Here is a 21,983-nt window from a genome sequence, read left to right as displayed (position 1 = left end):
GCCACGCGAAATCGTGCCATTTCGGCACGAAAACTGCCACGGATTGCCAGAAATTGACGACATTGCCGCGGCGTGGGCCGGATGGCCGGCGCATCGGCCGCGACCGTCGCGCTTATCTCTTCCGCTGTCACCCATGGGACTCAGGGAATCCTCCGACGCGCTAGAATGCTCGATTACGTCCCCCATGCGTGCGCGCTCGCCATGACTCCTGCGGCTGACAACGATTTCGACGAAAGCAAGTTCCTGACGTTTCCGGACTCGCCCTATCAGCTCTACTGCCCGTTTCCGCCGGCCGGCGATCAGCCGACGGCCATCGCCCAGTTGACCGAGGGGGTGGAGGACGGGCTTGCCTTCCAGACATTGCTCGGCGTGACCGGCTCCGGCAAGACGTTCACGATGGCGAATGTCATGGCACGCCTTGGCCGCCCGGCCATCGTCTTCGCGCCCAACAAGACGCTCGCCGCCCAGCTTTACTCGGAATTCCGCGAGTTCTTCCCACGTAACGCGGTCGAGTACTTCGTCTCGTACTACGATTATTACCAGCCGGAAGCGTACGTTCCACAGCGTGATCTCTTCATCGAGAAGGATTCGTCCGTCAACGAGCACATCGAGCAGATGCGTCTGTCGGCGACGAAGAGTTTGCTGGAGCGGCGGGACGTGGTGATCGTGGCGACCGTCTCGGCGATCTACGGTATTGGCAATCCGAGCGAATACCATCGGATGATTCTGACGGTTCGGCAGGGCGACAAGCTGGGCCAGCGCGAGATCATCGCGCGCCTGATCGCGATGCAGTACACCCGCAACGAAACCGACTTCGGTCGCGGCACGTTCCGCGTGCGTGGCGACACCATCGACATCTTCCCCGCGGAACATGCCGAACTGGCGTTGCGCGTGGACCTGTTCGACGACGAAGTCGACACGCTGCAACTCTTCGATCCGCTCACGGGGCGGGTGCGGCAGAAGGTGCCGCGCTTCACGGTCTACCCGTCGTCTCACTACGTGACGCCGCGCGATACGGTGCTGCGCGCCATCGAGACGATCAAGGACGAACTGCGCGAGCGTCTCGACTTCTTCTATAAGGAAGGCAAGCTGGTCGAGGCGCAGCGCCTTGAGCAGCGCACGCGTTTCGATCTTGAGATGTTGCAGGAGCTGGGTTTCTGCAAGGGCATCGAGAACTATTCGCGGCATTTGTCCGGCGCGGCGCCGGGCGAGCCGCCGCCGACCCTCGTCGACTACCTGCCGCCCGATGCGTTGATGTTCCTCGACGAATCGCACGTGCTCATCGGGCAGTTCAACGGCATGTACAACGGCGACCGGGCGCGCAAGGAGAACCTCGTCAACTACGGCTTCCGCCTGCCGTCGGCGCTCGACAACCGTCCGCTCAAGTTTGCGGAGTATGAACGCAAGATGCGCCAGGCGATCTTCGTGTCGGCGACCCCGGCCGATTACGAGGCGAAGCGCACCGGGCAGGTGGTGGAGCAGGTGGTGCGTCCGACCGGGTTGATCGACCCGATCATCATCGTGCGTCCGGCGCAAACGCAGGTCGATGACGTCCTCACCGAAATCAACAAGCGCGTGGCCGTGCAAGAGCGCGTGCTCGTGACCACGCTCACGAAGCGCATGGCCGAGCAGTTGACCGAGTATCTATCGGATAACGGCGTGAAGGTCCGTTATCTGCACAGCGACATCGATACCGTCGAGCGCGTGGAGATCATTCGCGATCTGCGTCTGGGCGCGTTCGACGTGCTGGTGGGGATCAACTTGCTGCGCGAGGGGCTGGATATTCCGGAGGTGTCGCTCGTGGCGATCCTCGATGCGGACAAGGAAGGTTTCCTGCGTGCCGAGCGGTCGTTGATCCAGACCATCGGGCGCGCGGCGCGCAACGTCAACGGGATGGCCATCCTCTACGGCGACAAGATGACCGATTCGATGAAGCGGGCCATCAGCGAAACGGAGCGCCGCCGTGTCAAGCAGGCGGCGCACAACGAGGCGCACGGTATCGTGCCGCAGGGGGTGAAGAAGCGTATCAAGGACATCATCGACGGTGTCTACGATCCGCAGGATGCCAAGGCGGAACTGGCCGAGGCCAAGGAGCAGGCGCATTACCAGGACATGTCGGAAAAACAACTGGCGCGCGAGATCAAGAAGCTCGAGAAGCAGATGCAGGAGCATGCCCGCAACCTGGAGTTCGAAAAGGCCGCGAAGGTGCGCGACCAGTTGCTGCACGTCAAGGCGCTGGTGTTCGGGACCGATGGAGCGAGCGAAGCGGAGTTGGGGCCAAAGGTATGAGAAGCACGTCTGTTTTATTCGTCTGCATGGGCAACATTTGCCGCTCCCCCAGCGCCGACGGCATCTTTCGTCACCGGCTGGCCGCGGCCAGGCTCACTGACGCGGTCGTCGTCGATTCGGCGGGGACGCACAGTTATCACCTCGGTCACGCGCCCGACGAGCGCACGCAGGCCGCCGCCGAGCGGCGTGGCTACGATCTGAGCGCACTGCGCGCGCGCCGCGTCGAAGCCGGCGACTTCGAGCGCTTCGAATGGATCGTGGCGATGGATGATGCCAACGCTGCCGAACTCATGACGCGCTGCCCGGCTGAGTATCGCCACAAGATTGTGCGTCTGATGGACTTCGCGACGCGGCATGACGCCACCGAAGTGCCCGACCCGTATTACGGCGGCGCGCAAGGCTTCGAGACCGTGCTCGACTATATTGAAGACGGGCTCGACGGCCTGCTCGCGCATCTGGAAAAGCACGCCTGACCCTCGAGGGCGCAGGCCATGGCGGACGCGATACGCTCGATCGCACCGCGCCGCACGGTGTCGCCTCGTGCCGCGGGAGGCGCCGTTGGCGCTATCATTCGCCCCACAACCGAGTCACTCTCGCCGATTCGGCCGCAAGACTGGTTTGCGCGGTATGTCCTGTAGTCCTGGACTTTTCTCCTCTCTCTTTCCCCGTCTGCCATCGATGTTCAACTCGCTCATTTCGTACTGGCGTAAGTGGCGCGCCTCGCGTCATGCCGGCCATCAGCTCGACGAACTGCTCGCGCATGCCGATCCGGCGGCGCCGCTGGCCGTCCGAAACCAATGGCTGATCGAATTGGCGCACTGGGTGCAAAAGCGCGGCGCGCTCGTCAACGTGGCGCGCGGGGCGGGCGAAGCGGCACGCTACCGTCCGCACACGCGGCTGCGCTATCTGCTGCAGATGCTCGAGCGCAACCCCGCATGGCGACTCCCGGTGGCGCGCACGCTGCGTAGCGTCGTCGCCGAGAGTGATGCCATTTCGCTGTTGTGCGATACCGGCATGCCGGTGCGTCCGGGATTCTGGGGCGCGTTGGTCGAGCGCATCGAGACGGCGCTGATCCCGCCACCGCCGACGCGACGCGATCTCTCGGCGTTGTGCACGTTGATGTTCCCCGATGGCGACGCTGCCGACTGGATCGCCGCGATGCCGCCGGACCTGCTGGCCGATCTCATCGCCCTGCTGCATGAGGGCGAAGACGAGGCGGGCGACGCCGACTGGAATCCGTTCGGCGAAGATCTGCTCGTCGCCATGCATCATCTCGTCGATCAGATTGCCTCGACCGGGCTGTCGCAGGCGGTGCGCTCGCGCCTGACGTATCCGCGCGCCACCGAATCGCCGTTTTACCAGCTTGGGCGCGCCATGCAGTCGCTTGAATCGGCCGGGCAGGCGTTCGCGCGCGGCGCTCCACCGTCACAGCACTTCGTACAGCAGATCAACGTGTTTCGCGCGCTGATCGACGACTGCTCGCGCGCGGCACGCCAGGTCTACGCCCACCTGGACGAGAATGGCGTGAGCGTGGATATCGTGTTCCAGGTCGAACGCACCAAGACGCGGATCCGTCGGCTCGAACGGCTGCTCGAAGCGTGGCTGACGCGCGGCGAGCGTGGCGATCGCGCCGCGGCGCAGGTGCAGCTCCTCGCCGACCTGGTGCGTGCGAACCGGGCCAGCCAAAGCGTGGGCGAACTGGCGCGCACTTCGTTCGGGTTGCTCGCGCGCAAGGTCGTCGAGCGCAGCGCCGAGACGGGGGAGCATTACATCGCCCGCAACCGCAGCGAGTACTTCACCATGCTGAAGATGGCTTGCGGCGGCGGGCTGGTGACGGTCGTGACCGTCTACGCCAAGTTCCTGATCGCGAGCGCGCACCTGCCGACCGTCGTCGAAGGCTTTCTGGCCGGGGCCAACTACGCGCTCTGCTTCCTGTTCATGCACTTCTGCCATTTCACGCTCGCGACCAAACAGCCGGCCATGACGGCGCCGGCCATTGCCCGCAAGCTCGACGATGTCGACACACCCGCCGGCATGGATGCCTTCGTGGGCGAGGTCATCGCTCTCGTGCGTACGCAAGCGGCCGCCATCTTCGGCAATCTGGCGGTGGTGTTCCCATTCTGCCTGCTGGTGCAGTGGACGGTGTCGGCGGCGCTCGGCATGAACACGATCCCGCCGGAAAAGGCGCAGGCGACGCTCAATTCGTTCTCGATTCTGGGCATCACCCCCGTGTTTGCGGCCATGACGGCGGTGCTGTTATGGTTCTCCAGCCTGATTTCGGGCTGGGCCGACAACTGGTTTGCGCTGCACGGCATCGGGGATGTCCTGGCCTACAACCGGCGTCTGCGCTTCGTCCTCGGTCGTAACGGGGCGGCGCGGCTGGCGGAGGCGTGCCGCCGTCACATCGCGCCGGTGCTCGGGAATCTGACGCTCGGCTTCATGCTGGGGCTCGTGCCGGCGGTGCTGACGGCGTTCGCGCTGCCGTTCGAGGTGCGTCACGTGACGCTGTCGACCGGCGCGATCGCAACGTCGATCGGCGTGCTGGGCATGCCGGTGCTGCGCGATCCGGTGCTCTGGCTGGCCGTGGCCGGTGTCGGGTCGATGGCGCTGCTCAACGTCGGCGTGAGTTTTGCGTTAGCCTTCCACATGGCGCTCAGATCGCGTCCCCTGCGACTGGGCGACCGCCGGCAAATCCACCGCGCCCTCTGGCGCGCCGTGCTGCGCAATCCTCTGGTGCTGCTATTCCCCCTGCGCCCCCCGCAGGCGGAAGCGCGTCCCGAAAATTAGCAAAATTCCCAAGCGAGCGAAGGAACTTTCGCAAAAAATGGGCCAGAAGTACTTGACTGAATTCGTAGGGAATTTATACTTGACGAAAATAGTCGAGATTAATCCCCAGCATCATCATGAGACTTACCACGAAAGGCCGTTTCGCCGTTACGGCGATGATCGACCTGGCCATGCGCCAGGACGCGGGTCCCGTGACGCTTGCGGGCATTAGTCAGCGTCAGCGGATTTCCCTCTCTTACCTGGAACAGTTGTTCGGCAAGCTGCGCCGCCACGAGATCGTGGAAAGCGTGCGCGGGCCGGGCGGCGGATACAGCCTGGCGCGGCGCGCGGAAGAGGTGACGGTCGCGGACATCATCATCGCGGTCGACGAGCCGCTCGACGCCACGCAGTGCGGCAGCAAGGGCAATTGCGAAAAAGGCGAAGACGGCCATCGCGGCCACTGCATGACGCATGAGTTGTGGGCGACGCTCAACCAGAAAATGGTCGAGTATCTCGATTCGGTTTCGCTGCGCGACCTCGTCGAGCAGCAGCGCAGCAAGCAGGCCCAGCAGGCCGTGCTGCGCGACACGCGCGAGTCCGGCACGTCCAACCAGACCATTGCCGCGCGCATTCCCAATTCGGTCTTCGATATGGCCCGGTCCTAACTGGCGCCACGGCACGATCCTGGAGCACCCCATGAAAAACGACACCCTCAACCTCCCCATCTACATGGATTACAGCGCCACGACGCCGATTGACCCGCGCGTCGTGGACAAGATGTTGCCGTACCTGCGCGAGCAATTCGGCAACCCGGCATCGCGCAGCCACTCGTTTGGCTGGGCCGCCGAGCAAGCCGTGGAAGAGGCGCGCGAGGAAGTTGCCAAGCTGGTGAACGCCGATCCGCGAGAAATCGTCTGGACGTCGGGCGCGACCGAGTCGAACAACCTCGCCATCAAGGGCGCGGCACACTTTTACCAGGGCAAGGGCAAGCACATCGTCACGGTGAAGACCGAGCACAAGGCGGTACTCGACACGACGCGTGAGCTGGAGCGCGAAGGCTTCGAAGTCACGTATCTGGACGTCAAGGACGACGGTCTGCTCGATCTGGACGTCTTCAAGGCCGCCCTGCGTCCGGACACGATCCTCGTGTCGGTCATGGCCGTGAACAACGAGATCGGTGTGATCCAGGACATCGAGACGATCGGTGAGATCTGCCGCGAGAAGGGCATCATCTTCCACGTGGACGCCGCACAGGCCACCGGCAAGATGCCGATCGACCTGGCCCGGCTGAAGGTCGACCTGATGTCGTTCTCGGCGCACAAGACGTATGGCCCGAAGGGCATCGGCGCGCTGTACGTGCGTCGCAAGCCGCGTGTGCGCATCGAGGCACAGATTCACGGCGGCGGTCACGAGCGCGGCATGCGTTCGGGCACGCTCGCCACGCACCAGATCGTGGGCATGGGCGAGGCGTTTCGCCTGGCGCGCGAAGAGATGGCGACGGAAAACGAGCGCGTGCGCATGCTGCGCGACCGCCTGCTGCGCGGTCTGACGGAAATGGAAGAAGTGTATGTGAACGGCGACATGGAACAGCGTGTGCCGCACAACCTGAACATCAGCTTCAATTTTGTCGAAGGCGAGTCGCTGATCATGGCGATCAAGGATGTGGCGGTGTCGTCGGGTTCGGCGTGCACGTCCGCCTCGCTCGAGCCTTCGTACGTATTGCGTGCGCTGGGTCGCAACGACGAACTGGCGCACAGCTCGATTCGCTTCACCGTGGGGCGTTTCACGACCGAGCAGGAAGTCGACTACGTGGTCGAACTGCTCAAGGCCAAGATCGGCAAGCTGCGCGATCTGTCGCCGCTGTGGGAAATGTACAAGGACGGGGTCGATCTGAATTCGATCCAGTGGGCCGCACACTGAGCATTCAAGGAGTTAGCCATGTCTTATAGCAAGGAAGTTCTGGATCACTACGAGAACCCGCGCAACGTCGGTTCATTCGAAAAGGGCGATGATGCCGTCGGCACGGGCATGGTCGGCGCACCGGCCTGCGGCGACGTCATGAAGCTGCAGATTCGCGTAAACGAAGCCGGCGTGATTGAAGACGCCAAGTTCAAGACCTACGGCTGCGGATCGGCGATTGCGTCGTCGTCGCTGGTTACCGAGTGGGTCAAGGGCAAGACGCTCGATCAGGCGCTCGATATCAAGAACACGCAGATCGCGCAGGAACTGGCGCTGCCGCCGGTGAAGATTCACTGCTCGATCCTGGCCGAAGACGCCATCAAGGCCGCCGTGGCCGACTACAAGCAGAAGCACGGCCAGGCGGCCGAGCCGGCCAAGGCTGCCTGAGCGGCACGACGGATAAAGGAATCAGGCAACCATGGCCATTACATTGACCGAGAAGGCCGCGCAGCACGTTTCGCGTTATCTGACGCGGCGCGGCAAGGGCGTGGGCCTGCGGCTGGGCGTGAAGACGACCGGCTGCTCGGGCCTGGCCTACAAGCTGGAATACGCCGACGAAGTGGCGGGCGAGGATACGGTCTTCGAGAGCCACGGCGTGAAGGTGATCGTCGATCCGAAGAGCCTGCCGTACATTGACGGCACCGAGCTGGACTTCGCGCGCGAAGGCTTGAACGAAGGGTTCCGCTTCAACAATCCGAACGTCAAGGATGAGTGCGGCTGCGGCGAGTCGTTCCGCATCTGACGCCGCGCCGTTGCGTGAGATCGTCGGGTTCCGGCAGGACGACGAAGGCCAATGGGTCGCGCGGCTGGCGTGCGGGCACGGGCAACATGTCCGGCATCTTCCCCCGTGGCAGATCCGGACGTGGACGCAAAGCGCGGCGGGCCGCGACGCGATGGTCGGTCGCCAGTTGCGCTGCCGCAAATGCGAGCGTGGTGAGCCGCCCGATGCATGAGGCGGGCGCCTCCGTACGGCGGCGGCAGACGTGGCCGTTGGATCGGTCGCCGGATACGCGAACGGTTCGGCAGCACAGCAGCAGCGTAGGCAACCAGGCGGCGCGAGCCGCTTTTTTTACGGGCCGAAGGCGGATGGCATGGCGCGAAGCACGCGACGCGCCATGCCATCGACGCCCGAGATGGATGATGAGTGCGCGATGAGTGCATTGACTGACAACTACTTCACGCTGTTCGATCTGCCGCAGCGCTTTGCGCTCGACAGCGAGGCGCTCGACGCCGCGTACCGGGCCGTGCAATCACGCGTGCATCCGGATCGATTCGCGAGTGCGAGCGATGCCGAGCGCCGCGTGGCCATGCAATGGGCCGCGCAGGCGAACGCGGCCTACCGCACGCTGCGCGACCCGCTGCAACGCGCGACGTACCTGCTCACGCTGCAAGGCATCGATGTGGGCGCGGAGAACAACACTGCGATGGCCCCCGATTTCCTGATGCAGCAGATGGAGTGGCGTGAAGCCATCGACGACGCCGTTGCCGCGCGCAATATTGGCGCTCTGGAGGCGCTTGCCACGTCGTTGCGCGACGATCGGCGTGTGCGGCTCGCCAAGCTGGGCGACTGGCTGGAGAGCCACGCGTGGCAGCCGGCGGCCGAAGCCGTGCGGCAACTGATGTTCATTGCGCGCGCCGACGACGACATCGCGCAGCGCATCGAAATGCTGGAAAACGCGTGACGGCCCGGTGCGGCGCCGTCACATGTCATTGAGAACTGCTTGAGAACAGGGTGCGCGCGCGAGCGCGTCGCCCGCATTGCAAAGTCATGGCCCTTCTGCAAATTTCCGAACCCGGCATGTCCCCCGCGCCGCACCAGCGGCGGCTCGCCGTGGGCATCGACCTGGGCACGACGCATTCGCTCGTGGCCTCCGTACGTAGCGGCGTGGCCGAAGTGCTCCCGGACGAACAGGGCCGCGTGCTGCTGCCGTCCGTCGTGCGCTATCTGGGCGGTCCCCGCACCCAGATCGGCTACGACGCCCGTGCCGCCGCCGCCAGCGATCCGCGCAACACGATCGTCTCCGTCAAGCGCTTCATGGGCCGGGGCTTGGCCGATGTCGCCCATGCCGACAACGCGCCATACGATTTCGTCGATGCGCCAGGGATGGTGCAGATGACGACCGCCGGTGGCGTCAAGAGCCCGGTGGAAGTGTCCGCCGAAATTCTCGCCACGTTGCGTCAGCGCGCCGAAGATACGCTCGGCGACGATCTGGTGGGCGCGGTGATTACCGTGCCCGCTTACTTCGACGACGCGCAGCGTCAGGCCACGAAGGACGCCGCGCGTCTGGCCGGCCTGAACGTGCTGCGCCTGCTCAATGAGCCGACGGCGGCGGCGATTGCCTACGGTCTCGACAATGCGGCGGAAGGGCTTTACGCGGTCTACGATCTGGGCGGCGGTACGTTCGATATTTCGATCCTGCGCCTGACGAAGGGCGTGTTCGAAGTGCTCGCGGCGGGGGGCGATTCCGCGCTCGGCGGCGACGACTTCGATCAGGCGATCTACCGCTGGGCGGTGGCGGCGGCCGGTCTCGACGCGGCCTCGCTCACGCCTGAGGACGTGCGCGGCTTGCTCGATCACGCGCGCACCGCCAAGGAAGCGTTGACCGACGCCGCGCAAACAACGATCGCACTCCCGCTGTCCGGTGGACGCAATTTCGCGTTGGCCCTCACGCGCGAGCAATTCACGGCGCTGGGCGCACCGCTCGTGCAACGCACGATCGGCCCGATGCGCAAGGCGCTGCGCGACGCGGGCATGGGCCCGGAAGACGTCAAGGGCGTTGTGCTCGTCGGCGGGGCCACGCGCATGCCGCAAGTGCGCGCGGCCGTGGCGAGCTTCTTCGGGCGCGAACCGCTGACCGATCTCGACCCGGATCAGGTGGTGGCACTCGGCGCCGCCATACAGGCCAACCTGCTGGCCGGCAACCAGGCCGAAGGTGGCGACTGGCTGCTGCTCGACGTGATCCCGCTGTCGCTCGGCGTCGAGACGATGGGCGGCCTCGTCGAGAAAATCATTCCGCGCAACGCCACGATTCCCGTGGCGCGTGCGCAGGAGTTCACCACGTTCAAGGACGGCCAGACGGCGATGGCCGTTCACGTGCTGCAAGGCGAGCGCGAGCTGGCATCCGATTGCCGGTCGCTGGCCCGGTTCGAGTTGCGCGGCATTCCGCCGATGACGGCCGGCGCGGCGCGTATTCGCGTGACGTACCAGGTCGACGCGGACGGGCTGCTCTCCGTCTCCGCGCAGGAACTGCACTCGGGCGTGGCAGCCTCCATCGAAGTCAAGCCGTCGTACGGTCTGGCGGACGACGATATTTCGCGGATGCTGCAGGACAGCTTCGGCTCGGCCGAGGCGGATATGCGAGCGCGCGCGCTGCGCGAGCAGCAAGTGGAAGCCGAGCGTCTGCTGGTGGCCATCGACAGCGCCTTGCAGGCCGACCCGGAACTGCTCGATGCCGACGAGCGCGCGCAGATCGACGGCTTGTTGGCCGACTTGCGCCAGAAGGCGTCCGGCGACGATCAGCTCGCCATCAAGACGGCGACCGAAACGCTCTCGCACGCGACCGATGCGTTTGCCGCACGCCGCATGGACAAGAGCATCCGCGCAGCGCTGGCAGGCCGGCGCGTGGCGGACATCGACAAACTGTAAAACACACACGGAAAGCCAAAGCCATGCCTCAAATCGTTGTATTGCCTCACGTCGAGCTGTGCCCAGAGGGCGCGGTGCTGGACGTTCCGACGGGTACCACCGTGTGCAGAGCGTTATTGGACAATGGCATTGAAATCGAGCACGCGTGCGAGTTGTCGTGCGCGTGCACCACGTGTCACGTGATCGTGCGCGAGGGCTTCGAGGCGCTGGAGCCGGCCGAAGACGAGGAAGAGGATCTGCTCGACAAGGCCTGGGGCCTGGAGCCGACGTCGCGCCTGTCGTGCCAGACGAAGATGCCCGCCGACACCGATCTGGTCGTCGAGATTCCGAAGTACACGATCAACCACGCCAAGGAAAGTCACTGAGCGACGCCGTGTGGCGTTGCGTGGTGACACGTCAGAAGAAGAGGAGCCTGCCCATGAAATGGACCGACATTCAGGACATCGCGATTGCCCTTACCGAGGCACATCCCGACATCGACCCGCAATATGTGCGCTTTACCGACCTGCATCAGTGGGTGATGGCGCTAGACGGCTTCGACGATGCGCCCGACCGTGCGGGTGAGAAGGTGCTCGAAGCGATTCAGATGGCATGGATCGACGAGGTCTGACCTGGCGATCGCGCATGGCGCGCGGCGATTCGGCAGACGAAAAAGCCGCTCGTGAAGAGCGGCTTTTTCGTTAACGCGAGGTCAGTCGCAGCACCGGCGGGGTGGCGCTTATCCCGCGCGCACCAGCCCGTTGTTCTCAAGCCTCACGCGATCGCCCGGTTGCACGCCCGGTGCCGACTGATACGTCCAGTAGCGCGTCTTGCCAGTATCCATGCGCACATAGACGCGATAAACCGTCTCGGAGCGAACGCGCTTCTCGACTTCATTACCGGCCAGGCCGCCGCCCAGTGCGCCGACCACAGTCATCGCCGTGCGGCCGTTACCGGCGCCGAACTGGTTGCCGAGCAGCCCGCCCGCGACGGCACCGCCGACGGCGCCCAGGCCTGAGGCCTGGCCTTGTGTGCTGATCGGCTCCACCGACTGCACGGTGCCGCACGTCGAGCACGTTGCGGCCTGGCGCTGAGCCGGGGGTGCCGAGGATTGTGCATACGACGGCTGCGGGGCAGGGGCCCGTTGCGCCGGGGGGCGTTGCGGTGCGTATTGCGTTTGCTGCGCAGCGTATTGCGCCTGCTGGGCCTGCGGCGAGGTTTGTTGTCCCTCTGGCGCCTGTGGACTGCGCATTGCATTGGACGATGGCGCCTGCGTCGACGTCAGCGCGTATTGCGAATGATCGACGGTCGGTGTGGGGCCGTCGGTGCTCTTGGCGACAGGGAGCACGCCCGTGATGGCGGCAACGCCTAGCAGGCTGACGACCACGATACTGCCGGCGGCGGCAGCGACCAGCGGATGCATGCGGCGCGGTTGAAGATCGTTATCCATGTGGTTTTTCTCCATCGTGCGGTTGTCGCGACCCCCTTTCTGCGTGCGGACATGCACGGGAGGTTTCGCATGAGCAAAGTTTCCGTCATGGCAAGCGTGGCATCCGTTTCATTGTGTAACGCGATGTAAGATGTGCACCGCACCGGCGCTGGACGGGGCGCCGTTGGTTTTTGTGTAAGTCAATGAAAAATATGACGATTTTTGTCGTTTGATGGCGCGCTGCGTCACGCTCGCGCGGGGTTGTCCTAACAAATGAAACAAGTTGCGCAGGACGGCGGAGGGCGCGATGCGTGTGCTGGGCACGCAGGGATGACGCGGGCATAATGGCACGCACTGCCCGTCAACGTCCTTCTTGCCGACTCGCCCCAACGCCATGATCGATACGCTGCCGCCGCTGGACACTCCGCTCGACGCCGCGAGCCACCGGTACCTCTATCCGTACGTAGTGCAACGCGCGTGGGTCGACGTGCATGATCCGCAAGGGCAGGTCAGTGAGCCGTTTTCCGACGACGTCTTCGTGACGCTCGTGCTCGATGGCCCGGCGGGGCTGCGTCGACTGCAGGGCGAGGATTTAGGTGCGGCCGGCTTGACGTTCGAGGTGGCATTTGCGCAAGCCGCCTCCAACCTCTCGCGCGCATGGACGGCGCGTCACTTCGAGTTTGGTATTGCGCGGCTCGACGACGGCACGCCGGTCGGCGGCTGTCGTGGCAATTGGATGGCACCGGCCGGCGGCCTGGTGCTGGGGAATCTCTACCAGTCGATGGTCGAGCATTTCGAGGTGACGGACTTTGCGGCCGTCGCCGTCAATCGCACGTTGTTGCTTGCGTTTCCGACCGACGCCAAAACGTTGTCATCGCTCGCGTTGCGGCAATTGGTCGAGGGGGCGGCGAGCGGTGCGATTCTCCCCATCGCCCGCACCTGGTTGCGGCTCGATGGGGAGTGGCCGTCCGCCTATCGCGGCGTTCCGGCCTTCTGAGCGTTCCAGGCCGGCCTTTCAAGCGTTCTAATCAGCTCAGTCTTCGCGGCGCAGGTGCGGGAACAGCAGTACGTCGCGAATGTTCGGGCTGTCGGTGAGCAGCATGATCAGACGGTCGATGCCGATACCGCAGCCGCCCGTCGGGGGCATGCCGTATTCGAGCGCGCGAATGTAATCGGCGTCGTAGTACATGGCCTCTTCGTCGCCCGCGTCCTTCTGTTCGACCTGCGCACGAAAACGTGCGGCCTGGTCTTCCGGATCGTTCAGCTCAGAGAAGCCGTTCGCGATCTCGCGGCCCGTGATGAACAGCTCGAAGCGCTCGGTGATGCCCGGCACGGTGTCGGACTCGCGCGCGAGCGGCGAGACTTCCACCGGATAGTCGACGATGAAGGTCGGCTCCCACAGCTGGCTTTCGGCCGTCTCTTCAAACAGGGCCAGTTGCAGCGCGCCAAGGCCGGCGTTCTTGAACTGCGGTGCGTCGACCTTCACGCCGTACTTGCCCAGCGCGCCGCGCACGAATTCGATATCGGCCAGTTGCGCGTCGGTGTACTCGGGGGCGTACTTGCGAATCGCTTCGACGATCGTCAGGCGGTGGAACGGCTTGGCCAGATCCAGTTCGCGGCCCTGGTACTCGATGGTCGCGGTGCCGCGCGCGTCGACCGCGGCGTTGCGGATCAGCGCTTCGGTGAAGTCCATCAGCCAACGGTAGTCCGTGTAGGCCGCGTAGAACTCCATCATCGTGAACTCCGGATTGTGGCGCGGCGACACGCCTTCATTGCGGAAGTTACGGTTGATCTCGAACACACGCTCGAAGCCGCCGACGATCAGGCGCTTGAGGTACAGCTCCGGGGCGATACGCAGATACATCTGCATGTCGAGCGCATTGTGGTGCGTGATGAACGGCTTGGCTGCGGCGCCGCCCGGAATCGGGTGCAGCATCGGTGTCTCGACTTCCATGAAGTCGGCGTCCGTCATGTACTTGCGCATCGAGGCGATGGCCTTCGCACGGGCGCGGAACGTGCTGCGCGTCTCGGGCGAGGTGATCAGGTCGACGTAGCGCTGGCGGTACTTCGTTTCCTGGTCGGACAGGCCGTGGAACTTGTCCGGCAGCGGGCGCAGCGCCTTGGCGAGCAGGCGCAGTTCCGTCACCTTGACCGACAGTTCGCCGGTGCGCGTTCGGAACAAATTGCCGTGGGCGGCGATGATGTCGCCGATGTCCCAGCCCTTGAAGGCGGTCATGGCCTCGGCGCCGACGTCGTCGCGACCGATGAAGAACTGGATCTGGCCACTGCCGTCCTGCACGGTGGCGAAGGCGGCCTTGCCCATCACACGCTTGAGCATCATGCGACCGGCCACCGACACGGGGACGGGCTCGGCTTCGAGCGCTTCGTTGTCCACGTCCTGGTAGCGCGCCTGCAGGTCACCGGCGTGCTGCTCGGGACGGAAGTCGTTCGGGAACGCCACGCCATTGGCACGCAGTGCCTGCAACTTGTCTCGACGCTCCGCGATGAGCTTGTTGTCGTCGTGCGGCAGGTCGCCAGCCGGGGTGCCCGTATGGGCCGGAGTATTTTGATCGGTCATGATGCGAGCGATGAGGTTATTCGGTAAAACGCAGCGTGTGCAGCAGGGCATTCTTGAGCGCGCCGTCGGGCGCGCCCAGCCAGATCAGTTCGGTGCGGTCCCGATGCGGTCCGGCATTGGCCGCTGCACTTGGGTCTCGCACGAACAGCGCCGCGATCGCCTGTGAGCGCGGCTCATACAAAATGTGGACATACTCGCTCGGGCAATCGTGCGGCTTGCAGCTTTGCACCAGCAACCAGGGCTTGCCGGCGACGCTCACGCGTTGCGACGGCGTCGATGTCCCGCCCTGACGCACCCACGCGGGAATATTGCGTGGCGCGATGATGCGTGCATAGGCCCCCGAGAAATCCGGGCGCTTGAGCAATTCGTGCAGGTACGGTCCCGTCTCGGGACTTGCCCCCGGCGCGCCCGGTGTACTGGCCGGCGCAGCAGCGGCGGCGCGCTGCAGGCACAGCGCGCTCACCACCCACACGGCAAGCGTGCGGACAAACGCCATTCCTTACACTCCCTGCTTGAGACTCGCGGAGATGAAGTCGTCCAGGTCGCCGTCGAGTACCTTGCCGGTATTGCCGGTTTCCACGCTGGTGCGCAGGTCCTTGACGCGTGACTGGTCGAGCACGTACGAGCGGATCTGATGGCCCCAGCCCACATCGGTCTTGCTCGACTCCAGCTTGTCCTGCTCGGCACGCCGCTTGCGCATCTCGTGTTCGAACAGGCGCGAGCGGAGCATGTCCCATGCTTCGGCGCGGTTGCGGTGCTGCGATCGGTCGTTCTGGCACGCGACGACGATGCCCGTCGGGATGTGCGTCAGACGGACGGCGGAGTCGGTCTTGTTGATGTGCTGTCCACCCGCACCGGAGGCGCGATACGTGTCGGTGCGCACGTCAGCCGGATTGATATCGATCTCGATCGAATCATCCACTTCCGGGTAGACGAACAGGCTGGCGAACGATGTGTGGCGGCCACCCGACGAGTCGAACGGCGACTTGCGCACCAAACGATGCACGCCGGTTTCCGTACGCAGATAGCCGTAGGCATAGTCGCCAGTGACCTTCAGCGAGGCGCTCTTGATGCCGGCGACATCGCCGTCCGACACTTCGAGCACTTCGGCCTTGAAGCCCTTGCGTTCGCAATAGCGCAGGTATTGGCGCAGCAACATGCCGGCCCAGTCGTTGGCCTCGGTGCCGCCGGCGCCGGCCTGGATGTCGATGAAGCAGTTGTTCGGGTCGGCCGGGTTGTTGAACATCCGGCGGAACTCCATCTCGCCCACGCGAGCCGCGAGACCCTGCGTGTCGCTTTCGAGCGCCAGCAACGAGTCTTCATCGCCCTCGTCGCGCGACATCTCGAACAGTTCCTGCGTGTCGGAAAGGCCGGCGTCGAGGGCGGTCAGGTTGGTGACGATGCTGTCGAGCGCCTTCTTTTCCTTGCCCAGCGCCTGCGCACGCTTGGAATCGTTCCAGATGTTGGGGTCCTCGAGTTCTTTGTTGACGTCAGTCAGGCGGGCTTGCTTGACATCGAAGTCAAAGATACCCCCTGAGCTCGCCAACGCGGGTGCGCAGGTCGGCGAGCAGGGATTCAAGTGCGTTGAGGCGTTCGGCTTCCATGAGCTATGACGGTTGCGAATTCGGGAAAACCGCAATTATAGCGCAGCGAAGCCCCCATTCCCCTACATTTCAGGGTTCCCTCAGCGTGCTGCGTGACGCAGGCCGAAGGCGTCGCGCGCATAGCCGGCATCGGCGAGCGAGGTGTCGTCGAACGAGGCGAGGGCTTCCGCCTGAAGCGTCTGTTCGTAATGCTGGCGCCATTGATCCATGGCGCGGAAGAACAGGCCGAGCGGCGTGACCGACGCGGCAACCACCGACGCGGAGGCATTGACGTGGACTGCGGCGGACAGAGGGCGGGACATGATGTGACTTCCTTCGGGAGTGGCGGCGTACTGACCGGGGGCGGGATGCCGTGGCGGACGTCGCACTAGGGATAACCCGAAGTTTATGCGGTTCGTAAGCACTAAAAAAGTGAAATATTGAGGCCGTTCTGTTCACTATTATTGAAGTGATGCCGCACGTCGCGTAGCATGTTCGGAATTCGCCCTTGCCCCCTTGCTTCCCACGACCGGCCCCAGGGAGACGCGTATGGACTTTCTGCAACTTCAGACCTTCAAGGCCATTGTCGATGAGGGCAGCGTACTCGGCGCCGCCGAGGCGCTGCACTGTGTCCAGTCGAATGTGACGGCACGCATCCGGGCGCTCGAACACACGGTGGGCGTCAAGCTGTTCCACCGGCAGGGACGCCGCCTGCAACTCACGCCCAGCGGGCGTACGCTGCTCGGCTATGCGGACCGGATCCTGGCCCTCGCGCGCGAGGCCGGTGCGGCGCTCAACCCGGAGAACGAACCGTCCGGCGACTTCTCGCTCGGTGCCATCGAATCGTCGGCGACGTCGCGCCTGCCTGCGGTACTCGCGCGGTTTCATGCGGCTTATCCGAAGGTGCGTCTGAACCTGGTGACCGACACGTCGCTCAATCTGCTCGACGAGATCCAGCACGGCCGCGTCGACGCGGCGTTGATTGCGGGTACGGCGTGTCTCGAAGCGCAGGCGCAGACGTCTGTCGTGGCCGACGAGATTTATCGGGAGCCGATCGTGCTGGTCGCGCCGGCCCGGGCCGGTCGGGTGCACGACGCGTCAGATCTGTCGGGCGCCACGCTGCTGATGTGGCCGCCGGGGTGCCCGTATCGCGCCACGATGGAGCAGTGGCTGGCGGCGAACGCCGTGACGCCGGGGCGGATCCTGAGCTATGGCAGCTACGCGACCATCGTCGCGTGTGTCGGCGCGGGCGTCGGCTACTCGCTCGTGCCGCGCGGCATCTATCTGCGCTATCGGCAGGAGGCGAACATCGTCGGCCACGCGATGGAGGATCTCGCCGCGGTGCCCAACTTCTTCGTGCGCCATCGCGCTGTGGATGTGCATCCGGCGCGCGAAGCTTTCCTGCGCGTGATGCACGAATACGTCGCTGAGGCGCAGCCCACGTAGTCGATGGGCATGCCATGCGAGCGGGCACGGCCATCCGCGAATACCACTGCGGACGCTCAGCCGTGGGCGTGCTCGACGATCATCTGCACCCGCGATACCCCGTTGAACGTGTCAGCCGCCAGTCGATAGGCAAATCGTGCACGGCTCGGCAAGGTATCGGCGTGATTGAACCAGATGGCATTGAAGCGCATGCGCCCGCGACCGAGCTGCAACTTCAGGTGCTTGTCCTTGAGGATGGCTTGCGAGAGTACATCGAACTCGCCCGAGAACACGGGCGGCGGGAACCCCTGTCCCCACACCTGCGCGTCGAGCAGGGCGACGAACGGCGGCACGAAGCATTCGTCGCCGATATCGCCATCGGTTTCGATCACGCGTGAGAGCGTCTTCTCGTCGAGCCATGCCTGTCCCACGGCTTCGAACGCCGCCTGGAACCGCGGCAGGGCGTCGGGTGCGATCGTGAGGCCCGCAGCCATCGCATGACCGCCGAACTTGGCGATGAGTCCCGGTTCGCGCTTGGTGACGAGATCGAGCGCGTCGCGCAGGTGAAAGCCGGGGATCGAGCGGCCGGAGCCCTTGATCTGGCCGTCGTCGCCCGGGGCGAACACGATCGTCGGACGGTAGAATTTCTCTTTGAGCCGCGCGGCCACGATACCAATCACGCCCTGATGCCACGTCTCGTTGAACGCGCAAAGCGTGGTGGCGGAGCGAGGGTCGAAGCGAGCCAGGTCGGCCAGCGCTTCCTGCTGCATCCCCGCTTCGATCTCACGGCGCTCGCGATTCATCGCATCGAGTTCTTGCGCGAGCGTCCAGGCGCGCGCGTCGTCGTCCGTCAGCAGGCATTCGATGCCGAGCGACATGTCGGCGAGGCGTCCGGCGGCGTTCAGGCGCGGACCGAGGCCGAAGCCCAGATCGAAACTGCCCGCTTGTCGCGCATTGCGGGCGGCCGCGCGAAAGAGCGCGTTGATGCCGGGATGCATGCGCCCGGCGCGCATGCGCGAGAGACCCTGGGCAACGAGGATGCGATTGTTGGCATCGAGCTTGACCACGTCCGCGACCGTGCCCAGTGCGACCAGGTCGAGCAGCGTGTCGAGCCGCGGCTGCTCGCGCGCGTCGAACGCCCCGCGTGTGCGCAGCTCGGCGCGCAGCGCGAGCAGGACGTAGAACATCACACCGACACCGGCCAGGTGCTTGCTCGGGAATTCACAGCCCGGCTGGTTGGGATTGACGATGCAGCGCGCGCTGGGCAAGTCGCTGCCGGGCAGATGGTGGTCGGTCACCACGACTTCGATGCCGAGCGCCTGCGCGGCGGCCACGCCGTCGAGGCTGGCGATGCCGTTGTCGACGGTGATCAGCACGTCGGGCGGCCCGGCCTTGGCCTGCGCGGCCAGGGCCACGATTTCAGGCGTCAGGCCGTAGCCGTACTCGAAGCGGTTCGGCACCAGGTACTCGACCGTGGCGCCGAACATGCGCAGGCCGCGCACGGCAACGGCGCAGGCGGTCGCGCCGTCGCAATCGTAGTCGGCCACCACGAGCATGCGCTTGCCGGCGGCGATGCTGTCGGCCAGGAAGGCGGCGGCGTCCTGCGCACCCTTCAATTGGGTCGGGGGGATCAGACGTGCCAGCGCCGTTTCAGTCTCGGCGCTCTCGGCCACGCCGCGAGACGCGAACAGGCGGGCGAGCACCGGATGGACGCCGTCGCGCGAGAGGGCGTCGGCCGTCGCGTCGTCGACATGGCGGGTGACGATGTCGGTCATGCGACGTCCTCGCCAAGCCGGGCGAGCGGCACCATGCGGGCCGCGAGCGCTTGTCGGCGCCAGAACTTGCGCAGGTCGGCGGCGCCCGTGCGGATCGTCACGCTGTGGCTGTCGCCGCACAGGGTGAGCGAGACTTCGCGGGCCTGGCCCTTGGCCACGCGCGCGAGCGCTGGCGCCAGCCACGTGCGGTCGATCTCGACGAGGGCATCGCGCCAGCGTGCCCAGTCTTCCGTCAGGAAATAAGGCGTCAGCGTGTCGATCTGCACGCATGTCCGGCCGTTCGCGGCGGCCAGGCCCGCGTCCGTGCCGTGCAACGCGATTTGCAGATGGTTCGCCAGGCCGCGGGTGGCGGGGGCGTCGGCCAGGATCGTCACGCAAGGCCGGTTCAGGCGCGGCGCGGCGATGCGTTGGCCACCGCCATACAGCCAGATGGCATTGACCGGCGGCAGGCCGCGGGCTTCGCGCGCCTGATTGGCCGGATGGTCGTACCAGGCCATCTGGACTTCGTTCTGCCATTTGCGCCACGTCAGCTCGGCCTTGCCCTGCGGCAGCCAGATATCGACGTTGCGGCCCGCCGCGCGTGCGGGAGACGCGCTCAGCAGGTCGCCCAGCGCCGACGCGCTCAGGTACCACCGGTCCGGACGCGGGGCGATCAAGTCGCCGCCGACTTCCGCGAACAGGGCGTGCGCGGTGACGAACAGGGCCGCAGATGCCTCGGGGCTCAACGCGAGTTCGGCGGGATCGGTCAGCACCAGATGATCGGTGGCGATGTGGATGTGCGCGGGTTGCGCGCAGTACCAGAACCGGGTGTCGAGCATGCCGCTGTCCTCAAGCAGCATGAACGGCGCGAGCGGGGCGCGCGACGGCCCGCCGGGCAGGCCGAACGCCTCGGTCAGCCAGCGCTCATGTGGCAGGGTGGGGACAAACGGGTCGGCCGGTACGTCCTGCGCCGTCTGGATGCCGCGCGCGAGCAACTTTTCGAGCGCAGGCAACTCCAACTCAGCCAGCAGTGCGGGCAAATGGGCCGACGCGGGCAGCGCGAACGGCAAGAGGAAGTGTAGGGCAGGTGTATCCATGTCGAGGCGAATTGTATGGCAAACTTCGCGCTGGCAGTTGGGTGACCCTGACATCAGGCGCCGAACGTACCGTGTGTCGAGCCGGGCCGCGGCTGGCTGGAGGCCGCGGGCTGGTCAGGTGGCGGCGTCGTGCCAAGGGGGCTGGACGCCGGTGCAGACTGGCGCCGGTAGGCTCCGATCGATCCTTATCAAGAATCAGGAATCCGTTTGAAATTCCCATACGAATGGCAGATCGGCTGGCGCTATACGCGCACCGGCAAGCGATCATCCGGCAACGGCTTCATTTCCTTCATTTCCTTCATCTCCATGGCCGGCATTGCGCTGGGCGTGGCGGCGCTCATCGTGGTGCTCTCGGTGATGAACGGCTTTCAGAAGGAAGTTCGGGACCGCATGCTCTCCGTGCTCGCGCACATCGAGGTCTTCGCGGTCGACGGCAATCTGCCCGACTGGCACCGCACGGCGGCCGAAGCATTGCAGAACAAGAATGTGATCGCGGCCGCGCCCTACGTGGGCGAGCAGGCCATGCTCACGCGCGAGGATAACGTGCGCGGCGTAGTGTTGCGCGGTATTGTCCCGAGCGAGGAAGCCAAGGTGTCCGATCTCGGCAAGCAGATCACCGCGGGCTCGCTCGCCAATCTCACGCCGGGCAGCTTCGGCATCGTGCTCGGTCGCGAACTGGCCCGGGCGCTCGGCGTCACCATCGGCGACAAGATCACGCTCGTCGCCCCTCAGGGGACGATCACGCCTGCCGGTGTACTGCCGCGCGTAAAGCAGTTCACGGTGGTGGCCGTCTTCACTGCGGGGCACTATGAATACGACAGCTCGCTGGCCCTCATCGATCTACACGATGCCGAGACGCTCTTCCGTCTCGATGGCCCGACCGGCGTGCGCCTGAAGCTCCAGGACATGGAGCAGGCGCCGCTCGTGGCGCGCGAGCTGGCCAAGACACTGTCCGGCAATATGTGGGTGCGCGACTGGACGCAGCAGAACAAGAACTGGTTCATCGCGGTGCAGACCGAAAAGCGCATGATGTTCATCATCCTGACGCTGATCATCGCCGTGGCGGCCTTCAACCTGGTGTCCTCGCTGGTGATGACGGTGACCGACAAGTATGCGGACATCGCCATTCTGCGCACGCTGGGCGCACAGCCCGGCTCGATCATGAAGATATTCATCGTTCAGGGCGTGACGATCGGCTTTGCCGGGGCGCTGCTCGGCGTGGCGCTGGGCTGCCTGATCTCGGTCAACATCGGCACCATCGTGCCGTTCATCGAGCACTTGCTGGGCGTTCACTTCCTGCCGCAAGACATCTATTTCATCTCCGAATTGCCCTCGGATCTGCAATCGTCGGACGTGATCCGCATCGGGGTGATTTCGTTCATCCTCTCGGCACTGGCGACGCTCTATCCGAGCTGGCGTGCCTCGCGCGTCAAACCGGCAGAGGCCCTGCGCTATGAGTAACGCTAAAAGTCACGCTA

Annotated in this window: 22 protein-coding genes; 15 read left to right on the top strand and 7 right to left on the bottom strand. The window is 65.0% G+C overall.

Going from position 1 to position 21,983, the window contains the following annotated elements; genetic code table 11:
* Positions 1 to 201 precede the first annotated feature (201 nt).
* The 12 genes from uvrB (at position 202) to iscX (ending at position 11,270) form a co-directional block, all read left to right on the top strand.
* Complete coding sequence (gene uvrB, locus PTE31013_RS08875; RefSeq protein WP_150612680.1) at positions 202 to 2,289, top strand: excinuclease ABC subunit UvrB; 2,088 nt, start codon at positions 202 to 204, stop codon at positions 2,287 to 2,289.
* The gene (locus PTE31013_RS08870) at positions 2,286 to 2,762 is read left to right on the top strand and encodes a low molecular weight protein-tyrosine-phosphatase (RefSeq protein WP_174978494.1); all 477 of its coding nucleotides are present in this window, start codon (positions 2,286 to 2,288) and stop codon (positions 2,760 to 2,762) included. Before uvrB ends, PTE31013_RS08870 begins: the two co-directional genes overlap by 4 nt.
* 205 nt (positions 2,763 to 2,967) lie before the next feature.
* On the top strand, positions 2,968 to 5,076 hold the full coding sequence (locus PTE31013_RS08865) for a site-specific recombinase (protein WP_150612445.1): 2,109 nt from the start codon (positions 2,968 to 2,970) through the stop codon (positions 5,074 to 5,076).
* 116 nt (positions 5,077 to 5,192) lie between these two features.
* Positions 5,193 to 5,720 (top strand): Fe-S cluster assembly transcriptional regulator IscR, encoded by a 528-nt coding sequence (gene iscR, locus PTE31013_RS08860; RefSeq protein WP_150612444.1) that lies wholly within the window; start codon positions 5,193 to 5,195, stop codon positions 5,718 to 5,720.
* Positions 5,721 to 5,751: 31 nt separating this feature from the next.
* Complete coding sequence (locus PTE31013_RS08855) at positions 5,752 to 6,975, top strand: IscS subfamily cysteine desulfurase (RefSeq protein ID WP_150612443.1); 1,224 nt, start codon at positions 5,752 to 5,754, stop codon at positions 6,973 to 6,975.
* 18 nt (positions 6,976 to 6,993) lie between these two features.
* Positions 6,994 to 7,401, top strand: coding sequence for a Fe-S cluster assembly scaffold IscU (gene iscU, locus PTE31013_RS08850; RefSeq protein WP_150612442.1), 408 nt, complete (start codon positions 6,994 to 6,996; stop codon positions 7,399 to 7,401).
* Positions 7,402 to 7,432: 31 nt separating this feature from the next.
* Entirely contained in the window at positions 7,433 to 7,756 is a 324-nt protein-coding gene (iscA, locus tag PTE31013_RS08845) for an iron-sulfur cluster assembly protein IscA (RefSeq protein ID WP_150589542.1), read from the top strand.
* Positions 7,722 to 7,967, top strand: a complete 246-nt coding sequence (locus PTE31013_RS08840) for a DUF3565 domain-containing protein (RefSeq protein ID WP_150612441.1) — start codon at positions 7,722 to 7,724, stop codon at positions 7,965 to 7,967. Before iscA ends, PTE31013_RS08840 begins: the two co-directional genes overlap by 35 nt.
* Before the next feature lie 198 nt (positions 7,968 to 8,165).
* Positions 8,166 to 8,696: a Fe-S protein assembly co-chaperone HscB gene (gene hscB, locus PTE31013_RS08835; protein ID WP_150612440.1), complete on the top strand. Its 531-nt coding sequence runs from the start codon at positions 8,166 to 8,168 to the stop codon at positions 8,694 to 8,696.
* Positions 8,697 to 8,782: 86 nt separating this feature from the next.
* Entirely contained in the window at positions 8,783 to 10,660 is a 1,878-nt protein-coding gene (hscA, locus tag PTE31013_RS08830; protein ID WP_150612439.1) for a Fe-S protein assembly chaperone HscA, read from the top strand.
* Positions 10,661 to 10,683: 23 nt separating this feature from the next.
* The gene (fdx, locus tag PTE31013_RS08825; RefSeq protein WP_017234968.1) at positions 10,684 to 11,025 is read left to right on the top strand and encodes an ISC system 2Fe-2S type ferredoxin; all 342 of its coding nucleotides are present in this window, start codon (positions 10,684 to 10,686) and stop codon (positions 11,023 to 11,025) included.
* Between the two features lie 53 nt (positions 11,026 to 11,078).
* The gene (iscX, locus tag PTE31013_RS08820) at positions 11,079 to 11,270 is read left to right on the top strand and encodes a Fe-S cluster assembly protein IscX (protein ID WP_017234969.1); all 192 of its coding nucleotides are present in this window, start codon (positions 11,079 to 11,081) and stop codon (positions 11,268 to 11,270) included.
* Positions 11,271 to 11,378: 108 nt separating this feature from the next.
* Here iscX and PTE31013_RS08815 read toward each other — a convergent pair whose 3' ends face one another.
* Positions 11,379 to 12,089 (bottom strand): glycine zipper 2TM domain-containing protein, encoded by a 711-nt coding sequence (locus tag PTE31013_RS08815; RefSeq protein ID WP_150612438.1) that lies wholly within the window; start codon positions 12,087 to 12,089, stop codon positions 11,379 to 11,381.
* A 373-nt stretch (positions 12,090 to 12,462) separates the two neighbouring features.
* On the opposite strand from PTE31013_RS08815, the gene PTE31013_RS08810 reads away from it, so the two are divergent.
* Entirely contained in the window at positions 12,463 to 13,065 is a 603-nt protein-coding gene (locus tag PTE31013_RS08810; RefSeq protein ID WP_150612437.1) for a hypothetical protein, read from the top strand.
* A 36-nt stretch (positions 13,066 to 13,101) separates the two neighbouring features.
* Here PTE31013_RS08810 and lysS read toward each other — a convergent pair whose 3' ends face one another.
* The 4 genes from lysS to PTE31013_RS08790 all read right to left on the bottom strand — a co-directional run bounded on the left by lysS (position 13,102) and on the right by PTE31013_RS08790 (position 16,552).
* On the bottom strand, positions 13,102 to 14,646 hold the full coding sequence (gene lysS / locus PTE31013_RS08805) for a lysine--tRNA ligase (protein WP_150612436.1): 1,545 nt from the start codon (positions 14,644 to 14,646) through the stop codon (positions 13,102 to 13,104).
* Positions 14,647 to 14,662: 16 nt separating this feature from the next.
* Positions 14,663 to 15,142, bottom strand: a complete 480-nt coding sequence (locus PTE31013_RS08800) for an Ivy family c-type lysozyme inhibitor (RefSeq protein ID WP_150612435.1) — start codon at positions 15,140 to 15,142, stop codon at positions 14,663 to 14,665.
* Between the two features lie 3 nt (positions 15,143 to 15,145).
* Positions 15,146 to 16,250, bottom strand: a protein-coding gene (prfB, locus tag PTE31013_RS08795) for a peptide chain release factor 2 (protein WP_150612434.1) whose coding sequence is annotated in 2 segments (ribosomal slippage) — positions 15,146 to 16,168 and positions 16,170 to 16,250 — 1,104 coding nt in all. Because the reading frame shifts where the segments join, the coding sequence is not laid out codon by codon here.
* 80 nt (positions 16,251 to 16,330) lie between these two features.
* The gene (locus PTE31013_RS08790; protein WP_150612433.1) at positions 16,331 to 16,552 is read right to left on the bottom strand and encodes a hypothetical protein; all 222 of its coding nucleotides are present in this window, start codon (positions 16,550 to 16,552) and stop codon (positions 16,331 to 16,333) included.
* A 226-nt stretch (positions 16,553 to 16,778) separates the two neighbouring features.
* On the opposite strand from PTE31013_RS08790, the gene PTE31013_RS08785 reads away from it, so the two are divergent.
* Positions 16,779 to 17,675, top strand: a complete 897-nt coding sequence (locus tag PTE31013_RS08785; RefSeq protein ID WP_150612432.1) for a LysR family transcriptional regulator — start codon at positions 16,779 to 16,781, stop codon at positions 17,673 to 17,675.
* A 56-nt stretch (positions 17,676 to 17,731) separates the two neighbouring features.
* Here the strand turns inward: PTE31013_RS08785 and recJ are convergent, their stop codons facing one another.
* On the bottom strand, positions 17,732 to 19,429 hold the full coding sequence (gene recJ / locus PTE31013_RS08780; RefSeq protein ID WP_150612431.1) for a single-stranded-DNA-specific exonuclease RecJ: 1,698 nt from the start codon (positions 19,427 to 19,429) through the stop codon (positions 17,732 to 17,734).
* The gene (locus tag PTE31013_RS08775) at positions 19,426 to 20,505 is read right to left on the bottom strand and encodes a regulator (RefSeq protein ID WP_150612430.1); all 1,080 of its coding nucleotides are present in this window, start codon (positions 20,503 to 20,505) and stop codon (positions 19,426 to 19,428) included. The genes recJ and PTE31013_RS08775 overlap by 4 nt, the downstream gene beginning before the upstream one ends.
* 207 nt (positions 20,506 to 20,712) lie before the next feature.
* Between PTE31013_RS08775 and PTE31013_RS08770 the strand changes: the two genes are divergently transcribed.
* Positions 20,713 to 21,966: a lipoprotein-releasing ABC transporter permease subunit gene (locus PTE31013_RS08770; RefSeq protein ID WP_150612429.1), complete on the top strand. Its 1,254-nt coding sequence runs from the start codon at positions 20,713 to 20,715 to the stop codon at positions 21,964 to 21,966.
* Positions 21,967 to 21,983 lie beyond the last annotated feature (17 nt).

Source organism: Pandoraea terrigena (genome assembly GCF_902459705.1).
Lineage (GTDB): Bacteria > Pseudomonadota > Gammaproteobacteria > Burkholderiales > Burkholderiaceae > Pandoraea > Pandoraea terrigena.
This window is presented reverse-complemented; position numbering and strand designations above follow the sequence as displayed.